Genomic DNA, 20971 nt, shown 5'->3' on the forward strand with positions numbered 1-20971 from the left:
CCGTATCGCGTAAGGGGTACCCTGTTTGTCTCTCTAACCATGGAAATTATTGTAATGAAAAATGCTCATCTACAGTACAGAAGAAATTTTCGGACATATTATCCACCGCTACGATATGGCTCAGGCGGTCGAAGACAAAGCGACATTGCCTATTTACTATGAGAGCCGCCTAATTCCGCTTGATTTATCTACTGAGGACATTGATGAAAAATACAGAAAAATTATCGAAGAAGCAGGGGGAGACGATGAAGAGTCAGAGAACTATAAAAGAAAATGGGCCGCTCTGGAAAAAGTCGTCGGTACTCCAAAACGGCTCCGTCGTTTAGCCAAAGATATCGTATCACATTTTAACCAAGTCGCCAATCCATTTCAAAAAGCGATGATTGTCTGCATGAGCCGGCGAATTGCGGTTGATTTGTATAATTATCTAAGAGAGATTCCGGAATGTCCTCCTGTTGAAGTGATTATGACAGGAGATGTATCAAAGGATCCTAAAGAGTGGCGAGAGGTTCAGCCGGGAAGCAAATATGCGCATATTAAGTCGAAAAAAGAGCAAGAAGAAGTGAAAGCCAAACTTCGTGACCCAGAAGACCCTTTGAAATTTGTCATTGTCGTCGATATGTGGCTGACAGGAATGGACGCCAAACCGCTTTCTTATCTTTATGTTGATAAGCCGATGAAGGGACATAACCTGATGCAAGCCATTGCCCGTGTAAACCGCGTGTTTCCGGGGAAAGAAGGCGGTGTCGTCGTTGATTACATTGGCATTGCCACCTCTCTGAAAGAAGCAACTCATAAATATACGCAAAGCGGCGGAACGGGAAGTCCTACTTATGATATTTCAGAGGCCGTTAACATCTTTATGAATCATCTGGAGACAGTAAGGGGATTTATTCCAAGCAAGATTGATGTTCAAAACTGGCGGGCAAAACCAAAGATAGAGCGCGAAGACTTCATTGCAGATCTTGTTAACATTCTTTTAAACCGAGATCCCGAGGAATATATCCAAGCAGCTACCAAACTGGAAAAATCGTATCAGCTGGTGAAACATCAGCCGGAAGTGCTTGAACTGGCGGATGAGGTCATGCTTTATTTCATGATGAAAGCACAACTTCGCAAACATTTGCGGCCACCAATTGAAAAAACGAGTGAAAATAAAACATTAGAAGAGCGATTATCAGAACTTATTGATAACAGTCTGTTAGCAAAAGAAACCGTTGACATTTTCCAAATAGCAGGGATTGAACGCCCGGATATCAGCATATTGGACGATGCGTTCTTGGCAGATTTAACGAAAAAAGAACATGTAGACTTGCGTTTAAAGTTGCTGAAAAAGCTTTTGGAGGATCAAATTAAAGTGACATTTAGCCAAGGAAGCTCACAATCAAAGGCGTTAAGTGAACTTCTTGAGAAGACGTTAAGAGATTACCATAATCGTGTGATCCAGGCTGCCGATGTGGTCACGGTTATGATTAAGATGCGCAAAGAAATGGAAGAAGAAATGCGCAAGCGGCACGACTTGGGATTGTCAGAGGAAGAAATTGAATTTTACAAAGCAATCACTGCTATGGAGCAGGAAGCGTTCTCAAACGAGTTTCTTGCTAGTTTAATCCATAAGGTGGTTAACGCATTAAAGAAACAATTAGCTGTAGACTGGACGAGTCCTCACCGCCGCGATGTCTATGCCAAAGTGAAATTAGCTGTCAAGCAAGTGCTCATGAAAGAGAAAATTACGGGACAACAATTGCAGTTCTTAACAAATAAGTTCATGGAGCAAGCAGAACGACAATATAAAAACTGGCCGATGAATGCGTGATCATGCAATAAATGGTCTATTTGATGAATGGGGTCTAAAAGTTATGCAGTCGGCTAGTAACAGGTGTAGATTTCACTATAAGCAAGCATTACGATTTTTTACAACCTTTTTCGTTCTAGCATCGAGCTTTTGAAAGCCAGTTCTGTCGGGAAAATTTTTATTTGTTTTAGTCGCCTCTCGTTTTCTTATGTGTCGGGGGAACTGAGGGGCGATTGATTCACCTGGCCATTGTTCAGAACAGGTGCACTAGCGTATAAATTCTGTAACTAAACCGCTATTTTAGTATAAAATAGGGATGTAAGTTACTGTCTATAAATATTAGGAGTGTATACCAATGAATGAGGCCAAATATTCTGTCCTGCTATTTTCATCTGATATTCGGCAAATACGAGCAAGTGAACTTCGGCAATATATCCAAAGCGGCCGCAAGGTGTATTTGCTTGCGTTTGATGATCCGCAAGAATTATTAGAGGATCCGATTTTGCGTGAAGCATATAAGAAAGAATTGCTCCAGGTTTCCGTTGTTCGCTATGCACCAGAATGGGAACAAGCATGGACAGTGATTGAAGATGGCAAAGTCAATGACTCTCGATTATTGGATTATGTGGATCAAAACAGCGCTTTTAATAAAGGGCAGTATGAACTCGAACATGCCTATGACCGCGGACATTATATTGTGAAGGCAGGAGCAGGCACGGGAAAAACGACGACGATGATCAACCGGATCATGTTTCTCAAGCATATGCAAGGGGATCTCGATTTGCGTTCGGTTGTCATGATCACGTTCACGAACGAAGCTGCTGCCAATATGCGCTCAAAGTTATTAGAAAAGCTAAAAAACTATTACGATTTGACGAAGGATAAAAAATATTTAGAGTGGATGGAAGAAGCAGGACGGATGTTTATCGGCACCATTCACTCGTTTGCTAGGGAGTTTCTCGTTACAGAAGGGCAAACGTTAGGGTTTTCGCGGTCGATGGAAGTGAGGAGTTACAAGCATGAGCGGAGACGGCTGATCGAAAAGTATATTGACCAGTTCTCAGTTGAATGCCCGGGGATATACGAACGTTTTCGACACATTCCTCACTATCAAATCATTCGTTCTCTTATCGCCATGATCGAGCAGCTGCATAACAAATCGCTTTCTGTTGAAGCGATTGGGCAGCTCAATTTCGGGACAGACAGCCATGGATTTCATGAGTTCGCCGATTATGTCATCAAACATGTTATTCGGGAGCTTGATGAGCAGAAAAAGACAGAGGAAACGTTGGAAATTAGTGATTTAATCAGCCATCTAGCATCACTCAAGAATCTTCCTTCCGATCAGCTCGAGCTGTCGATCCGTTATTTGTTTGTCGATGAATTCCAGGATACGGATGAATCACAGACGGCTTTCATTAGCTGGTTGGTAGAGAAGTATGGTTGTCAGTTGTTCGCAGTTGGGGATGTGAAGCAAAGCATTTATCGGTTCCGAGGCGCGGACTATACGGCGTTTCTTCAATTGCAACAACAGCTGGAAACAGCCGATCAAGTGTATAAAGAGTATTCGTTGCAAAAGAATTACCGATCATCACCGACATTATTAACACAATTGAATGCCTTATTTCAGAAATGGACAAAAGTCGTTGAAAAGTTTCCTTTTGACGATACGGACAAGCTGATTCCGGCGCAAGAGGAAAGCTGTGAAGAAGGATTAGTTGCGTTAGATATAGATGATGTTACTTTAAAATATTTGCTTCGCCGTTTGTATCGCGAGGGTGTTGTCGTCTTAGTCCGCTCAAACCGTGAAGTGCTGGAAATGGTGAACAGAATTGAGAATATGGGGTTCTTTTGTGAAGCGGCTGTGTCAGGAACTTTTTATCGCTCATTGCCAGTAAGGGAATTTTACCTGTTGATCCGGAGGTTTACCCACCCGTATGTTCCGAAAGATCGGTATCTCTTTCACCAAAGCTCTTACGGAGAGAATGAACTGACTATCGCTAAAGTGTTATCGGCTTATACGCCGGAAATGCCTTTTATTCTTGATCTATTGCAGACATTTGACAATATGAAACGGTGGGAATGCCAATGGAACACGTCATCCGCCCTTGCTGTGTTGCAAAACATCATTGATGAAGTTCGGCCGCATGAAGTCTTTCGGCTTCGCTACTACAACCAGTTGAGGTCCCGGTTTCCTGATGGAGATGTGGAGATGCATCGGAAAGAAGCCATTGCGAAAATGAAGGAATACAAAATGAACTTGGACCGCCTTATTTTTTTCATCAAAAAGGAATTTGGCGATTTTCGCGCATCTTTCTATGATCTGGAGAAATTTTTAGCAATCAAAATGGCAACAGATACTTTGGAGAATGAGCTGAAAATAACGAGTGGTGTCAATCACCGGATCAAAGTGATGACCGTCCACAAGGCAAAAGGATTGGAGTTTGACTATGTGCTCATGCCATTGACGCGCCATCCGTTTATGAAGCAAGGGAAAACGGATGTGATGTTAATTTCCGACCGAGCGCAGTGGAAACTCGGATACAGCATTCATTGGGATGATATGGAGTTTGAAAATAATTATTACAATGAATACGCCAGATCAGAAAAGAAAGAATTGATCGGCGAAGAAGCTCGACTGCTGTACGTAGCGTTGACGCGGGCGAGAAAGGCCGTTTATGTAAACAGCTCTTCCCAAATGAATCCATATCAGGCGCAATGTTGGAGCGACTTGTTAGAAAGCGGGGAGATGTTGGTTGTTTAAAGTCAAGTACTACCAGCACACAACACATTTTTACGAACGGTTCAGAATCCGCGAAGGTGAAATCCATCTTACGCAAAGTACTGCTTTGGCACAGTATTTGCGAAGTGTCACCGGGGCATCGAAAAGCCAAGTACTGGCATATCATTCGTTTGTAAGGAAGCTGTTTCCTAATTGGAATCATCCGCATACTGAAATCTATTTGCGGTCGATGATACGCCAATACATTCATCAACATGCTTCGGAAGAATCGATGAACTATTTGGAGAAGAAGGTTCGCGATTTTTATTTGTCTCTCCGTTTTTTAATCGAAATGGGGATGACGCGGTTGTTTGACTTTCCGAGCATGCAGCTGAAGGAAGAACAAAAATTTCTGATTGGCATGTTCGAACAACTCAGAAATGACCCTATCGTCGTCAGCTATCGGCAAGAGCGAGCCCATCTGACCAAGAAAAAAATCGCGGAGAAATTGAATATCGATACTGACATTCATACCGTGTGTGTTCACCATTTCGATTACATTGATGCTGTACGGATGATGTTGTTTTATCAATTGCAACAAATAGGGTTGCATGTCATATTTTATATTCCATTTAATCCACATGCTCCAATTGTTTATCAAACATGGCGTGAAATTTATGAACGGGTGAGCGGGAGCAAGTACAGTCGTTGGGAATGTGTCGAGAGTTCTCAGCCGCGCCGAGGCGCCAAATTTGCCCGATATTTGGACGATCGTTTTCTAGATCAGGAAGATCCATTGCGTCACGTTCGCTTTTTCATTTTTGATCATCCGACGGAATTTAAAGAGTATTTGCAAAAACATCCGATTGTAAAAAACTATAATGAAGTAGTCGCTAAATATGAAAAAGATTTAAACATATACACAAATTGTACTAGAAACGATCATTTTTACGCCAGCCGCTATGGACAATTTTTCTTGTCCTTACAAAACTGTAGAAAAACAAACGATGGCATTTTCTTAAGTTATGACGATTACGTCAATATGATGACGTCAGGGTGGGTGCAGTCCGGACATGTAAACGGTACGCAAGCATTGACGTTGCTGATTGATTTGCGCAGTTATATGGACGGCGTGAAAAGTTTTCAAGAGATCATGGAACGCCTGCAAGCGCTTATTGATCTTCAGGAAGTCAGCCGCGTATTTGATGAAACTGCGAAGGAGCAGGCGGGGCGTCACCGACTGAAGCGTTATTTAAGCAACCCGTTTCGCTGTTTTCCGTATGTGCATCAGTCTAGATACGAAATTACTGTCAAGCAGTTGGTCGAATGCACGAAAGATTTAGCTCGAAAAGTGAACCGTCTGCTATTGGGGGAAAGGGAAAAGAGAAATGTCAGGGTGTATATTGAAGAACTGAACGACATCTATGTGGCTGTAAGCGGCCAATGGGAGTCTAGTGCTAAACAAAAGATGGAAAAGTTATTTTCCGTTTCGATTCCTGCCGACTGGGAGTTTACGATGGAAGAGTTATACCAGTTTCTTACATTGCACTTAGGTACAGAGGAAGATGAGGAAGACGATGATCAAGACAGTCCACAAATTGTAAACATTGACCAGTTGGTTGGAAAAACGTTGATTGCACATAACATTCACGTAACAGGCTTATCGTTGCAAACGTTTCCTTGGAAACAGTCTGAAATGCCACACTTGTTGATGCATAGTTGGTTGAAAGAATGTATTCGCCGTTCATTTGTTGCTGCGAATCGAATCATGCGGATGAATGCGCTTGTAGTTGATTATTACTCACGGGATGTTACGAGAGATACTGCGCTATATTCCATTTATCATCTTTTGGCGTATGGCAAGGGACAAATTACTTTTAGTTATATTAAAGATTTGTACGAGCATGACGGACCAAGCATTTATTTCGCTATCTTACAGGAATTGTATGGACAAACGGAAGAAGTTGCAGAGGAGCAACCCGAAGAGTGGAAATGGGAAGAAGAGACCGTTGTCAAAGAGGAGATACCGAAAGAACCGTTACAGGCTATTCCCGATTTGCTATGGCTGGACAGCGATTTTTGCCAGCGAAAATTCTTTTTCAATGCGTTTGTTGAACATCATCCGATTTATGAAAACGATTTCCATCAGCAGCAAGCTTTTGCGATCATCGGCAAACTTCTTGCTGAACAAGGGGATGGAGAAGCGCTGGTGCGGGAGACCATATTCCCTTTATTTCCGCAATGGACAAACGCGCACAAGCAAAACTTGTTGGATACAACCTATGCCTCCAGCCTAAGAACGTATAAATCATATCAAAATATTTATTATCCAAAGGCGATGAAACGGCTTCAACGCTTGGGAAGCAGATATATGGTCACAAAAAATTGGAAAGCGAAATATCAATATGACCATGACACCTTCCGAATTGACGAGCATATAAAGGAATTTCTTGCAAGTGTTCAAACAAAGGAAATCGAAGCAAGAAGCGGACAACATTGCCGCATGTGTCCATTCCTGCACGTTTGTAAGGACGGTGAGTATGTCATCGATGCAAACGACAACTGATCTCCGTAAGAAACGTCTAGACTTTGCCAGACGATCGGCGCGAGCTTGGCAAAATTATTTTGATGCCCATGGCCTGTTGCCTAATATTACGCTAAGCCCTGAACAAATTTCCGTTGTCCAGCAAGATGAAGATCAAATGTTGATCAACGGTTCGGCGGGCACCGGCAAAAGCCTGACATTAATTTATAAGTTGCTAAAAGTCATGGAACAGGAAAATGAACCGAAGCGCATTTTATATTGTTCATTTAATACGACGCTTATTGAAGATGCAAGAAAACGAATCGAGCAGTCGAGCAAGTTTCACGAGATCAAGGATAAACATACCTTGCATATGGAAACTTTTCACTATATGGCGGCAAGGATTTTAAGGGAAATTGGTTTTCCAAACGCAGAATTTTTGCGGATCAACCTTGAAAACTTGCGGCGCTATGAGGACGCCATTACGCGCCGTACGATAGCGCTTGTAGATACGTTTATGGAAAGCGAAAAATATAAAAAGCTGCCGCTGGAACAAAAACTTTACAAAACGCATGCAGGTACATTTTTAATGGATGAAATTCTTTGGATGAAAGCGAACGGTTTTGTCACAGAAGAATTGTATTATGATTGTGAACGGGCGGGAAGGGGAAACATCCCGCGATTAACCAAAGAGCAGCGCCGAACGGTTTTCTATTTGTATAAGGAATATGAAAAAATGTTAAAAAAACAGTTCCACGATCATTTAGATTTAGAAGATTATGCTTTGTTGCTGTTGAAACATTTTGAGGATATTCCGGATTCATTGAAGTACGACTATATTTTTGTTGATGAAGTTCAGGATCTGCAAGCGATGCAATTAAAAGCGCTGGTCAGATTAACCAAAAAATCAATTGTTGTCTCCGGCGACCCGAAGCAACGTATTTACAAACGAAGCCCGTTCTCTTATCGGGATTTAGGGTTGCACATCGAGGGGAGAAAAACGAGAAACTTGCGAACAAACTACCGATCAACAAAACAAATCATGAAACTGGCAGGCAGTTTGGAGTTCATTGATGCAGAAAACGACCGTTTGGATGATCAACGTTTTGTGAGAGAAGGAAAAAAACCGTCGATCTACTTTTTCTCGGGCTCGAAAGAACTGAGTTGTCATCTAGTAAACCAAGTAAAAGTGATTCAGAAAAACGACCCGGATGCGACAATTGCTGTTATCCACCGTCATGATGGAGATAAATATGCGATTAGTCAATGTCCGGTTCTTATGGAATTAAAGAAACACTTTGATGTCATCACCACATCCCAATACGGAAGAAGATTTGATTTGAACAAACAAAAAAAGCCGATCTTCTTTACGGATGCATATAGCGTCAAAGGACTTGAGTTTGATTATGTATTTTTGATTCATTTTGACCGTGATCATTATCCGAATAAAAAGAGGATTGAAGAGTTGGATAAACGAGCCGGCGACAATAAAAATAGTGACGGCTACAAGGCGGATTTTGAAGCTATACTCAATGATGAAAAGAAAGTTCTTTATGTTGCAATTACTAGGGCGAAAAAAGAAGTGCAGTTGATGTATACTGGCCGCAACTTTAGAAGTATTTGTCCTTTTGTAAGAAATTTCTATAAAGAAGATTACGATGCCTTTGGCTTTGATTCAAGTATATATTCCAAGTAAGGGAGTGGTTTGTTTGGCAACGATTCAGTTTGAAATCAAAAAACGAATTGCGACGTTGTCTAGTTCGCCCAAAGGATGGAATAAGGAACTAAATCTTGTGAGCTGGAACGGATATCCTCCGAAATATGATATACGGGATTGGGATGCCTCACATGCGAAAATGGGCAAGGGAGTTACCCTTTCAGAAGCGGAAGTGAAGGAGTTATATTATGCCTTAAAACAGCTGTTTGAAAAGAATTCATCTGAAAACTCTAGCATACAAAATGGGGATTGGCGGAAACGAATCGATGAATGGGCGGAGAGCTCGCCGTTATTTATTCAACAAATCAAGAATGTACTAATATTCATGAACGAAAAAGGGTACCCTGTCGAGAAGCAAAGGCAATTACTAACGGGGATACAATCGGCATCATCTGAAGAAGCGTTGCAATACGAAATAGAAAGCATTAGCAGCATTTATCCTTCATTCTATAGGGAGTTGGGCAGCCTAATCCGAAAGTTAGAGGAAGGGGAATTGGGACAACTGTTTTTATATATTTGTGATCGCTAGAAGGTCAGTGAAAAGTACACTCTGGGGCAGGGGGTAGGAGGCTCGTTTCGCCGCATGTGCACACAGCCGTGGGCAGCACTTAAGTGCGAATACTTCGTTCCAATATTTTTTTAAATGAAATTTGAGTATACTGAGCAACGAATTCCAGTCTTGGCGGTTAGCCGTTGTGAATGAGATGAAACAGCCTTCGCCCGCAAACACTTCCAAGCCATCGGAACAGACGTGGAATTCATTGGGCCGGAGAATGATGTCGAGCGGTTTATGCTGCAAGTCTTAAGCCGTTAAAGGTGGGGACAAAGCAGAGGCCGATTGGGCTTCTGTTTTGTCTCAGCATCACATTACTAATCGACCCGGTTGAATGCAACATCTTTGAGACATCCAAGAGCACATTCCCGAGTAGCAACAGGGCGTTAGTGTATTGTGCGCGAAGAAATAGGAATTGATAAAAAATGAACTTCAAAGCGGAAGCGTTATGTGTTCTCATCGCTTCGCCATCGGTATAGAAAAGGGAGCGGCACCGCACCGCTCTTTTTGTATTTTTGATCGGTCGACAAAGTTCGACGGCAACGTTTTACAAAAGTTGATACAATCAAATCAACTGAATCTTTTTATCTATGACAAAGGGAGGGGTCACGGGATGGCAACGATTCGTAAAGCGGATTATTACTATGGAGCACTTCTTTCCGCTCTGGTCAACGGCGGGTTGGCGCCGGCGCTGTTTGAAAAGGAAAATGACAACCGACAAATTTATGAAGTCACGACGAATAAAGCGAGCTATATTATGTACACGAAATACAACACGAATCCATCCGGCTCCAAAGATTTCACTTGGTCGTTTGTATTCAGTGATCATGAGATTGCAGAAATTAACAAGATTGATCTCGAACACAGCAAGGAAAAAGAAATCATGTTTGCATTTGTCTGCGCACAGAAACAGCCGAGTGACTCCAATCAAGTGATTGCCATCGTCCGTTGGAATGAGTTTCTCGAGTGTGTCGACCTGCAAAGACAACAAGTTCGGGGAACTCCGCGGCTTTCCATAAAAGCGGTGAAAGGCTCTCCCAAGCTTCGCCTCTACGGCAGCAAGCGCGCCGATGTATTGGATGGAAAAGATCATACGATCAAAATTGAACGAAATCGACTAAACAGTTTGTAATTAGGTGGAGAGCACCGATGGATGGGCTTATGCTATACGGTTTGTTCGTTTTGGCCCATCTTAAACGTATTGTCGCGGGGAGCTGACTCATTGTTTCAGCTCCTGTTTTTAGGAGAATGACTGCTTCACAGTCGGAGCGATTTCTTTTTGCCAAAAGGAGGAACCTGGATGTCAAAATGGTGGATGATCCGCGCGGGCGATCGCAATGAACTGATTCCGCTTTGGCTGGAAAAGGGCATCGCATCGATCGGTTGGGCAAGATTGGGCGATCCGAAGCGCTTTCGGTCGAAAGAACAGCTGCAGCGAAAGGCGGATGAAGTGTTTGCCGAGTCAAAACCAAAATCGAGAACGAGTTGGGTGAATCAAGTATGGCGGTTTGCCCATGAAATCAAAAAGGGCGATCGAGTGATCACATATTCAAAAGAGAAAAGGGAGTACATTGTTGGAACCGTGACAGAAGAGCATCGTTACGATCCCTCCATCGGGCATCCCTATTATCCGAACATCATCCGGGTAAAATGGGAAAATGCGACAGTTCCAAGGGATTCGCTGTCAGACGGAGCGAAGAACAGTTTAGGTTCGACGCTGACGGTGTTTCGAGTGGACGAATGGGGCGATGAAATCGAGCAGCGTTTACACAGTGAACCATTCTCAAAACCTCAACATGAAGAGGGGGAAACGGAAGAAATCGTTGAAGACCTTGTTGGAAAAGCGTTGATGATGATCCAAGACAAAGTGGACAAGCTTGATCCGTGGCAAATGCAAGATTTAGTGGCGGGCTTGCTTCAAGCAATGGGGTACAATGTGCAAGTGAGTCCGAAAGGCCCTGACGGCGGTGTGGATGTGCTCGCCTATAAGGACGCGTTTGGCTTTGAAAAACCTGTAATCAAGGTGCAAGTGAAGCATCGCAAAAGCGCCGCCTCGGCCCCGGAAATCCAGCAGCTTCTCGGAGCCAACCCGATTGATGCCAATTGCCTGTTCGTCTCCACAGGCGGTTTTACGTCCCACGCAGAGGCAGTCGCCAAACATAATTCCGTGAAACTGATTGATTTGGAAGAGCTGGTCAACTTGATTGTCCATTGGTATGAGAACATGCCTAGCGATGCGAGAGCGCTGCTTCCGCTGCAGAAAATGTATGTGCCTGAATAAAAGCCGTTTGGGGCCGATTTCCTAGTTGCTCGAGGTTTTCCCGATTAAGCGAGTTGATGTTTGTTGAGCCTTTATGCCAAGGCAGGGATTTCGTCGTATTGACTTGGATGGAACACACAAGCGAAAAACGGAGAGCTTTCCCCAGCTCTCCATTTTTTCATTCATGCAGGATTTCGACCTTATGTTCACGAATGGTATTCCTTATGTTGGTTTCTTTCGTGAGGAACCGTTCTTTCCACCCGAGTTCGACAGTTTTGAGGCCATTTTAGGCAAATGAAAATGGCCAAAATGCTGTTATATCAAAGATTTCGCGATGCGGATCCTAGAAAAAAACACTGAATTTCATAGGCACACGACTTGTTTATTTTAACTTTTAAAACAGCTGAATATCGGTTATAATATAGGCATGTACATACGGCGAGTAACACGCAAAAACAAAGATGGAACGACCGTGGCGTATCTCCAGCTTGCTCACAACGAATGGGATCCGAAGGCCAAATATGCGAAAGCGAAGGTGATTTATTCGTTTGGGCGCGAAGACGAGGTGGATCGCGCTGTCTTGGAGCGTCTGGCCAAAAGCATTTCGCGATTCCTTTCTCCTGAGCAGGCTTGGGAAATCGAGACGTTGACAGGAGAAGTGTCGGATGACTTTCAGTTTCAATCAAGCAAACGCCTTGGTGGCGCTTGGCTTTTGGATCAGCTCTGGAGACAACTGGGATTGGGAGAGATTCTCCACTCCTTGTTTGCCTCCCGACATCATCAGATTCCGTTGGAACGGCTGATTTTTGCCATGGTGGCGAATCGTGCCCTTCATCCGTCAAGCAAGTTGGCGATGGAGGAGTGGGTGGAGAAAGACGTGCATATCCCTCATCTTCCCCAAGTCGCCAGCCACCAGTTGTACCGGGCGATGGATGAGCTGCTGGCTGTGCAGCCGGAATTGGAACGCCAAGTGTTCCATGCCGTGGCCGATTTATTGAACCTGGAAGTCGATTTGATTTACTTTGATACGACTTCGTCGTACTTCGAAGTGGATCCATCCGAAACACCAGAAGGAGAATCGCTTCGAAAGCAGGGGTTTTCCAAAGATAAGCGTCCCGATTTGGTCCAAATCGTCATTGGACTGGCCGTTACCCGGGAAGGAGTCCCCATTCGCGCTTGGGTATGGCCTGGCAATACGATGGATATGACGGTCATCAAACAGGTGAAACAAGACTTGATTGGCTGGAAGCTTGGGCGTGTGATCAGCGTGATGGACCGCGGATTTTCGTCTGAAGAGAATTTGCGAATCTTGCAACAGGCCGGGGGACACTACATTGTCGGCGAAAAAATGCGGTCCGGCAAAGCCGCCGTCGAAGAGGCCCTAAACCGTCGCGGGCGCTACCAACAAGTTCGCGAGAACTTGCATATCAAAGAAATCATCGTGGGCGACGGAGAAGCGCGTCAGCGCTATGTTCTCGTGTACAATCCCAGCGAAGCCGAACGCCAACGCAAGGAACGGGAAAAGCTGCTCGAATCGCTGAAAGAGGAGTTGGAGGGGCTTCGCCAACTCCCCAATGAAGCTCATCATAAGGCCACCTGCCGGCTGCGTTCCCATCCGTCCTACGGAAAATACTTGCGTCAATTGAAGGATGGAACGCTTCGCATCGACAAGCAAGCGGTTCGTGAAGCGGAAAAGTACGATGGCAAATATCTCATCCGAACCTCCGATGACACCTTGTCTGCCGAGGATGTCGCGCTCGGGTATAAGCAACTGGTGGATATCGAGCAGGCCTTTCGGACGTTGAAATCAACACTCGAGCTGCGCCCCATGTATCATCGCTTGGAAGACCGTATCCGGGCGCATGTGCTGCTCAGTTGGCTGGCTCTCTTGCTGGTTCGGATCGTGGAGATCCGAACTCATGAATCGTGGCCGAAAGTAAGAGACGAATGCGAGCGTCTCATGCTTGGACATTTTTCTTCAAAAAACGGCGACCTTTATCAACGAACCGAACTGACGGCCAAACAAGCGCTATTCCTTGCGGCTCTAGGGCTGGAACCTCCTCCAAAGATTCTAGGCATCCACCCTCGCACCTAGATACACGCCCGAAGTGTGCCCAAATGCCTCCGATCCCTTTTGTATCAAGGGGCGAGAGGCATTTTGTTTGCCTAGTGACTGTCGAACTCGGGTTCCACGTGGGGGACGATTCGGCCAAGGATGTTGATGATGATAAACGGCCAACCGTTCGTCGTGCGGATGGTGCTCCCTAAGAACGCTGATCAAGTTGCGGTGTTTGCAAGGGCGGTGGCGCGAGAAGGTCGTCTTGCCTGCGATCAGGGAAGCAGCGGTTCAAGGCTGCGGCGAATCCCATCGCTTCGCGTTGCCGTGCAGACGGGGCGCCTCGTAAAAATGCGGGGGCAATGGCGGTGTGTGGTGATAAAGATGACATTTCTATGAGGGATGAGTGGTGTCAATCGTCGCCTATACGTTCTATTCCATTGCGTCGGAACGAAGCGGGATTCGGCTGATGGATGCGGATTGGAGCGATCGATGGGGATGGATCGTCGTGCAAAGAAGCCGTCGGCGGTTGAATTGCCGGGAACGAAAAGCGAACTTTGGAGAGATCGGGGGTGGAGTTCTCTATTTTGTTTGTCTATCAGCTATTGAATTTTTAGGCGCAGATGGATAGAATGAAAAAGGAGAGCCATATGGCCCCGTAGCTCAGTGGATAGAGCGTCGGTTTCCTAAACCGTGCGTCGGAGGTTCGAATCCTCTCGGGGCCGTTCCAATGATCCGACTAGTTCGGATGAAAATTCGTAAACTCCTTGATACGACTGCGTTTGCAGTCGTTTTTCATTTTTTGGGAATCCGATGGGGTGAATATCATTCTTATTGAGGCAAGGAATGTAGAGTGGCGCTCACGTTGAGTTCAATCCAATGCATGTGGAAAAGACATGAAAATATATACAGTACATACAGTGGCATCGAACGATATTGAAGCGGGGGGCAAACATGACATTATTTGAAGAGTGTGTTTATGCAATAGGCCATGAGAACTTGAGGATGTTAACGAGCGGGGAAACCGAAACATATTTTGATTATTTGTGCACATGATTCCCGATCTTGCCTTGGGGGAGAATCGATTGGGAAAAGGTATCGGAAAAGAAACACATAAAGCATGCATCGGAAGTAGTTGATTGGCTGCGGCAAAGGGGAATTGATCATTACGATGTGATTGTGCTATGGAATTATTCTGATAACCCTGGCATCCAGACGACATTAGAGAGAGTTCTGCATGCTATTGATGATGTGGTGGCAGTGGGGTCAGACACTTTTATTCTTTGCCAACATGGAGAGTATGCAATCGAATGTTTTCATGATGGTGTTGTGACGATCGGTGTTCCTGAAAAGAAGAGGCATTTTCATGCTGGAGAGGAGGGGGAGTCAAATGATCATTGCCAACAACTATAAAGAAATCAAAGACCATTTTGACTTCACAGATAGCATTATAACGGATATCAAGTGGAACAATCCGTTAGATTTGTCTATCACAATCGACTATTATTGGGATGTACAGGAGAATAGAGAGGAAAATAGAACATTCGTGTTGCATTTTACGGATTGCTTGGCTGTAGAGTACACAATGAGGAAGGAAGTCATAGGAATGTCAAGGGAGGATCTCCATTTTGACAGCTTGTTTACCATGATTCGCTTCGAACATGCAGCAGCAGATTCAAGCGGATTTCAGCATTTTCGTATCTATACCTTTGATTATACAGAGCCGCTGTTGCAAATTATTTGCAAGCAGGTTCAGCTGGAAGAAGTGTAGGTCATTGTTGTCAGGGGGGGAATGATCGCTTTATTTTGGGTAAAGAAAAGGCGGATCGCTCCGCCTTTTTGCATGGATTGACGCACGGGACATAAGCTTCTCGGGGCCAACTGGCTCGATGCGAATGGCCTGTTCATCTCAACTGAGGGATTTACATGCATCGTTTTTCCAATTATAATGATATTTAGAATAACCGTTGCCGTTCGGATGGATGGCAGGTCAAGAGAGGGGCGGCATCGCCGCTCCTTTTGTATTCATTGCCATGGACGGGAGGGAATGCTTTGTATTCGCGAATTGCCTTATTCGGGGGACAGTGATTTTTTGCCCGCGTTACAAATCGCCCAATCAGAAGGAGTGCATATCACCCTTTATTATTCCGACGGCAATGATGAGATTCGCCCGCACGATGAACTGTTAGATCTTGTCGATGACAGGAAAGTAATCGATGCGGAATTTCTCCACAGCATTCGACGGGAATGAGAAGGCGATTGTTTACAATTGTTATTTCCTAAGGGCGCTTTTTTTCGATTTCAGCCGCCTGTTTGAGAAATGCCACCGCAACATTGCACCAATTTCTCTCTTCAGCTGTGAGGCCCTCAGCAATGAACTTTCCGTGTTTTCAATGGTGTTTCCCTTTGGCGAAGTGTTGCAGTTTCGCTTTTCCCTGTGGAGCTGTGCAAGCAACACTAACGGAATGACATTCAGTATGACAATCCGGTTGCTGAATGGAGTATACTGGAAGTGAACGATTTGCATCCCCATATGTTTGACTTGACCGAAAAAGCAGTTTGGAAACATCAGCCGAGCCGAGAAAAAGTGATTGAACAATGGGAAACGAGAGTGCTCATCGAAGTATCTTAGCTAGAAAGGAGCGCACCTTGGGTCTGTAAGATATCAACAAAACTGAAAAATGATGTAAGGGATTTTGTCGGAAAATATTTTTTGGACACCCCTGAGGGGCCGAAAAGTCTTGATAGATCAACATTTCTAGAGGGAGGGAGAGGAAATTGGATTTCCGTGATATCCCGCAACTCATTGCCCGAATGCTCATGGAAGTGATTCAAACGCATATACCGCACCAATGGATATACACCGCTGAACCATTCATCAATCCATACAACGGCAAGATCAGCTATGACTATTCCGGTGAAGTGAGGAAAATGAAGAAGGAAGAGTTCGCCGAGCTTGTCCGGTCGCTGGGGAGAAGTAAGGGCTCGCGATTTTATTGTTCCCCGTTAGATGAGTTGTTAAACAACGTTTACATTGATCAATGGGTGCCGACGTATATGTCTAACTATGGAAAGCGTTGGGTGACATACTGTGACTTGCTTAGGGAAACATTTGATCAATGGAAGTACAGCCACTTTGAGATTTATGACGAGGACGGGAATGAGGTCAATGAAGATCTCAACTTGCAACTTGATGAAATATTCGAAGATTTTTTAGAGAATACTTCGCACGAGCCATTTGTTAGAGAAATTGAAAAAACGATTGCCTAATACGATGGATGTCACCTTGGAATGTTTCGGGTGTAGATGGCTTATATGACGCTTTGGCGGCATGGAGCCGTCTTTTTTGCTGCTATAAAATGTGTTTTTCATCAGCCTTCTTGAAAAATCTCTGCGTTTTTTCTCGAGATGGTGGCGAAATATTCAACGATTTTGTAAAATTATTATGAAGGGCGATGTTGGGATGGCTGTGTTGATGTTATGAATATACGATGTTGCATTGAATTATAGTAATATATTTTGTTCAAATTGATAATAGTGACATACTATTAATCAATTGTGTTATAATAAATGTTGAAATCGCCCTCAAAAATAAAAGGGGTATCGGTGGAATCATTTCGAGCGCTCGCTCGATGGTCTTTTACAACTATTCATGGATAGGGATGGTAAACATGGGCAACAAACAAGGAAAAACGGATGTCATCTTAATCGGCGCGGGCATTATGAGCGCGACGCTGGGGACGCTCTTGAAGGAATTGGCGCCCGAGTGGGACATTGCCGTGTTTGAGCGGCTGGAGGAAGCGGGAGCGGAAAGCTCCAACGAGTGGAACAACGCCGGGACGGGGCATGCGGCGCTGTGTGAGTTGAACTATACGGTTGAGAAGGCCGATGGGTCGATTGACATCGGCAAAGCGATTAAAATCAATGAGCAGTTTTACGTCTCTTTGCAGTTTTGGGCTTATTTAGTCAACAGCGGTATTCTTCGTGACCCGAAAGATTTCGTCCGTCCGCTGCCGCATATGAGCTTTGTGCAAGGGGAAGACAATGTGGCGTTTTTGAAGAAGCGCCACGAAACGATGGTGGCCAATCCGCTGTTTAAAGGGATGGAGTTCACAGATGACCCGAAAAAGTTGGCCGAATGGGTGCCGCTCATGATGGAAGGGCGGGTGGTGGACGAGCCGATCGCGGCGACCCGCATCGAATCGGGGACGGACGTGAACTTCGGGGCGTTGACGCGCCAACTGTTTGAACATTTGAAACGGAAGAACGTGGAGATCCGCTACCGCCATCATGTCGAGGATATCAAACGGACAAGCGACGGTTTATGGGAGCTGAAAGTGCGGAATTTGGACACAGGCACGGTGGAACTTCATGCGGCCAAGTTCGTCTTCATCGGGGCCGGGGGAGGCAGCCTCCATCTGTTGCAAAAGTCCGGCATTCCGGAAGGGAAGGGAATCGGCGGCTTCCCGGTGAGCGGGCTGTTTATGGTGTGCAACAATCCCGAGGTCGTCGAGCAGCACCATGCGAAAGTGTACGGCAAAGCGAAAGTCGGCGCGCCGCCGATGTCGGTGCCGCATTTGGACACGCGGTTTATCGACAATCAAAAGATGCTGCTGTTTGGGCCATTTGCCGGGTTTTCGCCGAAGTTTTTGAAAAACGGCTCGATGCTCGACTTGTTCACCTCGATCAAGCCGCATAACGTCTTGACGATCTTGGCGGCGGGCGTGAAAAATATGTCCTTGACCAACTATTTAATCCAGCAAGTGCTGTTGTCGAAAGAACAGCGCATGCAAGAGCTGCGGGAATTCGTCCCGACGGCAAAAAGCGACGAGTGGGACATCGTCGTGGCGGGTCAGCGCGTGCAAGTGATCAAAGACACGGAAGCTGGCGGCAAAGGAACGCTGCAGTTTGGCACGGAAGTCGTCCATGCGGCTGATGGTTCGATCGCGGCGTTGCTCGGCGCGTCGCCAGGGGCATCGACGGCGGTTCATGTCATGCTTGAAGTGATGGAGAAGTGCTTCCCAGAACGGATGAACGAATGGCGGGCGAAAGTGAAAGAGATGATTCCGTCTTACGGCGAGTCGTTGATGAAAAACGAAGCGCTGTTGCGGCAAGTGCAAGCATCCACAGCCGAAGCGCTCGGATTGAACGGCCACTTTGCGATGCAGTTGGCGTAGGCCATAGGTCTTAGCAATGGAAAGGAAAGCCGAGAGCCCGTTGCTTAGAAGGAGCAGCCGCCTGGAAATGAAGGGCGGCTGTTTTTCTATTTCGTTTGCCGCTTGGTGTCGGAATGAAAGGGGCCTTGCCCTGTGGTTTTCAGATGCACGGCGGGGCGCAATCAAGTATACTGGAAAACAAAGACGTGAATGGAATAGCAATGGATCATCGAGGCTTGTTGAGACGATCTTGCGCTGCGGCCGCTGTTATCTTCCATGGAGAAGCAGTTGAAGGGGGTGAGGCTATGACGAGATGGGTGTCCTATTCAGAAAAGCGGCAGTTCTTAACAACGTTTTTGCAGCAGCATCGTTTGAAGCATCCCGATGCCCGATTTGTGCTGCAATACTTGCTTCAACACCCCCATTTGCTTGAGAACGTCCATTTTACGGAAACCGAGCAAAAGCAGGCGCGGTGGCTGATCATTTCGACTGCGATGGCGGAAGAGGAAGGGCTCGTCTTTTATCGGCGCGGTCAAAAAAGCACGAGCCTTGCCTCGATTATGGGCGATTTGGCGCTGCATCCGAACGAGACGCTCTATTTGACGCTCCATTTTCCAGGAAAGGCAAGGAATTTTTCGTACCTTCGGCTTATTGATCACCAAGCGTTTGAAAATGTCAGGCGGCACGAGCGGCATGAGAAAATGGCGAAGGCGGCCGAGCAAGTGTTGGATGAGGCGCTGAAACGTCATGAACTGTCGGTGTTGAAAATGCAAATTGACCAGGCGCTTGACCGAAAAGATATGGCGTTGTTTCAACAGCTGACGGAACAGTTGAAAAAATACGAAGGACAAAACAGCTAAACGGGCTGCGGGCCTGCATGGGGCAAGCCCGCAGCCGGCGCTGGCCGCTGAACGCGGCAGTTGGGCATCGGGTGGGAGTGCTAGTGTTGCACCGTGCGGCAGCGTCAGGAAAGCGGGATGATGGCCTCGGCGACGTTGTAGTCGAACGAATCAAGTTCGGTCGGGCGGCCGAGCACAAGCTTGGCAAGCTCTGCGCCTAAATATGGCCCGACGGTGAGCCCGGAAGAGCCAAGGCCGTTGGCTGCGTAAAGTCCGGTAAAACCGGGAAGCGACCCGAAGACAGGGAGAAATCCAGGCGTGCGCGGGCGAAACCCGACCCGTGTTTCCACGTAGGTGCACGCCGACAGCCCTGGCGCGACGGCGAGCGCTTTGTCCAGTATTTCGTGGATGCCGCCGGCGGTGGCGCGGACATCCATCCCCGCTTCATCTTCATGGGTCGTTCCGATGATGATTCGCCCTCTAGGGAAGGCGAGCATATACTGATTGTTCGGCGGCATGACGACCGGCCATCGGCCAGTCTCGCCTGCCAACCATTCGAGATGAACGATTTGTCCTTTTTGTGGAGTGACGGCAAACCGAACGCCCAGCGGCTCAAGCAGTTCGCCAGCCCATGCGCCGGCTGTGACGATGACCGCTTCGGCCGTGTATTTCGCTCCATTGACTTCCACGCCGATGACGCGGGAGCCTTCAAACAGGATCTGGGCGTTTCCGCGGATGTAGGCGGCGCCAAGCGTTTGGGCCGCGTTTGTGAGGGCGTCCCGCACCGCCCGGCCGTTCACTCGGGCGGCGCCGCTCACATATAGGGCATGATGCTCACCGCCAAGCGGCGGAAACAGCTCCTTCGCCTCATGGGGATGAAGCCGCACGATCTCTCCCATTTCCGGCGCGTCTTCGCGCCGTTTGCGAGCGCGCTCCTCCATTTGTTCCAGTTTCTGTTCGTCTGTATGCAGGCAAAGCGCCCCGACGCGCGCATAACCGGTGTCCGTTTCCCCGAGCGCTTGCAGTTCTTCGATGAGGGAGGGGTAAAACTTCGCTCCGTTTTTGGCCAATCGGTACCATTTTTGGTTGCGGCGCTGCGACAGCCAAGGGCAGACAATCCCCGCCGCCGCACCGGTCGCCTGCCCTTTGTCGCCGCGGTCGATGATGATCACGTTTGCGCCTTCCTTGGCCAAATGGTAAGCGGTCGAGGCCCCTAAAATGCCGGCTCCGACGATGATGTACTTCATTCATGAACACCTTTTCCTTTTTTCTACTAGCATACCATAGACGGCGCCAATCGGGAACCGGTGTGGGCCGGCCCGAAAGCCGGCAGGCGTCAAAAAGGCGCC

14 protein-coding genes, 1 tRNA gene and 2 pseudogenes are annotated in these 20971 nt (G+C 46.4%); 16 read left to right on the forward strand and 1 reads right to left on the reverse strand.

The window, feature by feature from the left end; all coding sequences use genetic code 11:
* Positions 1-73: 73 nt before the first annotated feature.
* The 16 genes and pseudogenes from ABS784_RS15270 to ABS784_RS15340 form a co-directional block, all read left to right on the forward strand.
* Positions 74-1816 (forward strand): annotated as a pseudogene (locus ABS784_RS15270) (type I restriction enzyme endonuclease domain-containing protein); the annotation flags it as partial.
* A gap of 334 nt (positions 1817-2150) precedes the next feature.
* Complete coding sequence (locus tag ABS784_RS15275) at positions 2151-4559, forward strand: UvrD-helicase domain-containing protein (RefSeq protein WP_352513072.1); 2409 nt, start codon at positions 2151-2153, stop codon at positions 4557-4559.
* Complete coding sequence (locus tag ABS784_RS15280; protein WP_352513074.1) at positions 4552-7083, forward strand: hypothetical protein; 2532 nt, start codon at positions 4552-4554, stop codon at positions 7081-7083. Before ABS784_RS15275 ends, ABS784_RS15280 begins: the two co-directional genes overlap by 8 nt.
* Positions 7058-8737, forward strand: a complete 1680-nt coding sequence (locus tag ABS784_RS15285; protein WP_352513076.1) for a UvrD-helicase domain-containing protein — start codon at positions 7058-7060, stop codon at positions 8735-8737. The genes ABS784_RS15280 and ABS784_RS15285 overlap by 26 nt, the downstream gene beginning before the upstream one ends.
* Positions 8738-8750: 13 nt before the next feature.
* Positions 8751-8960: pseudogene (locus ABS784_RS15290) on the forward strand (YdbC family protein); the annotation flags it as partial.
* Between the two features lie 964 nt (positions 8961-9924).
* A complete protein-coding gene (locus ABS784_RS15295; protein WP_352513078.1) occupies positions 9925-10443 on the forward strand; it encodes a hypothetical protein in 519 nt (172 codons plus the stop codon).
* Between the two features lie 168 nt (positions 10444-10611).
* Positions 10612-11592 carry a restriction endonuclease gene (locus ABS784_RS15300; RefSeq protein ID WP_033015505.1) on the forward strand — a complete coding sequence of 327 codons (981 nt, stop codon included), beginning with the start codon at positions 10612-10614 and terminating at the stop codon, positions 11590-11592.
* Between the two features lie 406 nt (positions 11593-11998).
* Positions 11999-13666, forward strand: coding sequence for an IS1634 family transposase (locus tag ABS784_RS15305; RefSeq protein ID WP_023633822.1), 1668 nt, complete (start codon positions 11999-12001; stop codon positions 13664-13666).
* Positions 13667-14036: 370 nt separating this feature from the next.
* Complete coding sequence (locus ABS784_RS15310) at positions 14037-14258, forward strand: hypothetical protein (protein WP_352513081.1); 222 nt, start codon at positions 14037-14039, stop codon at positions 14256-14258.
* Positions 14259-14279: 21 nt separating this feature from the next.
* Positions 14280-14352: transfer RNA gene (locus ABS784_RS15315), tRNA-Arg, on the forward strand.
* Between the two features lie 340 nt (positions 14353-14692).
* Positions 14693-15040: a CDI toxin immunity protein gene (locus ABS784_RS17405; RefSeq protein ID WP_020755101.1), complete on the forward strand. Its 348-nt coding sequence runs from the start codon at positions 14693-14695 to the stop codon at positions 15038-15040.
* Positions 15018-15398 carry a hypothetical protein gene (locus ABS784_RS15320; RefSeq protein WP_050488640.1) on the forward strand — a complete coding sequence of 127 codons (381 nt, stop codon included), beginning with the start codon at positions 15018-15020 and terminating at the stop codon, positions 15396-15398. The genes ABS784_RS17405 and ABS784_RS15320 overlap by 23 nt, the downstream gene beginning before the upstream one ends.
* 321 nt (positions 15399-15719) lie before the next feature.
* Complete coding sequence (locus tag ABS784_RS15325; protein WP_199502757.1) at positions 15720-15878, forward strand: hypothetical protein; 159 nt, start codon at positions 15720-15722, stop codon at positions 15876-15878.
* A 527-nt stretch (positions 15879-16405) separates the two neighbouring features.
* Positions 16406-16897, forward strand: a complete 492-nt coding sequence (locus tag ABS784_RS15330; protein WP_011230891.1) for a hypothetical protein — start codon at positions 16406-16408, stop codon at positions 16895-16897.
* Between the two features lie 392 nt (positions 16898-17289).
* Positions 17290-18804, forward strand: a complete 1515-nt coding sequence (locus ABS784_RS15335; RefSeq protein WP_352513100.1) for a malate:quinone oxidoreductase — start codon at positions 17290-17292, stop codon at positions 18802-18804.
* 284 nt (positions 18805-19088) lie between these two features.
* On the forward strand, positions 19089-19643 hold the full coding sequence (locus ABS784_RS15340; protein ID WP_015374576.1) for a YpiB family protein: 555 nt from the start codon (positions 19089-19091) through the stop codon (positions 19641-19643).
* Positions 19644-19747: 104 nt separating this feature from the next.
* Here the strand turns inward: ABS784_RS15340 and ABS784_RS15345 are convergent, their stop codons facing one another.
* Positions 19748-20869: an NAD(P)/FAD-dependent oxidoreductase gene (locus ABS784_RS15345; protein WP_352513085.1), complete on the reverse strand. Its 1122-nt coding sequence runs from the start codon at positions 20867-20869 to the stop codon at positions 19748-19750.
* Positions 20870-20971: the final 102 nt, after the last annotated feature.

Source organism: Geobacillus sp. G4 (assembly GCF_040327975.1).
Lineage (GTDB): Bacteria > Bacillota > Bacilli > Bacillales > Anoxybacillaceae > Geobacillus > Geobacillus thermoleovorans.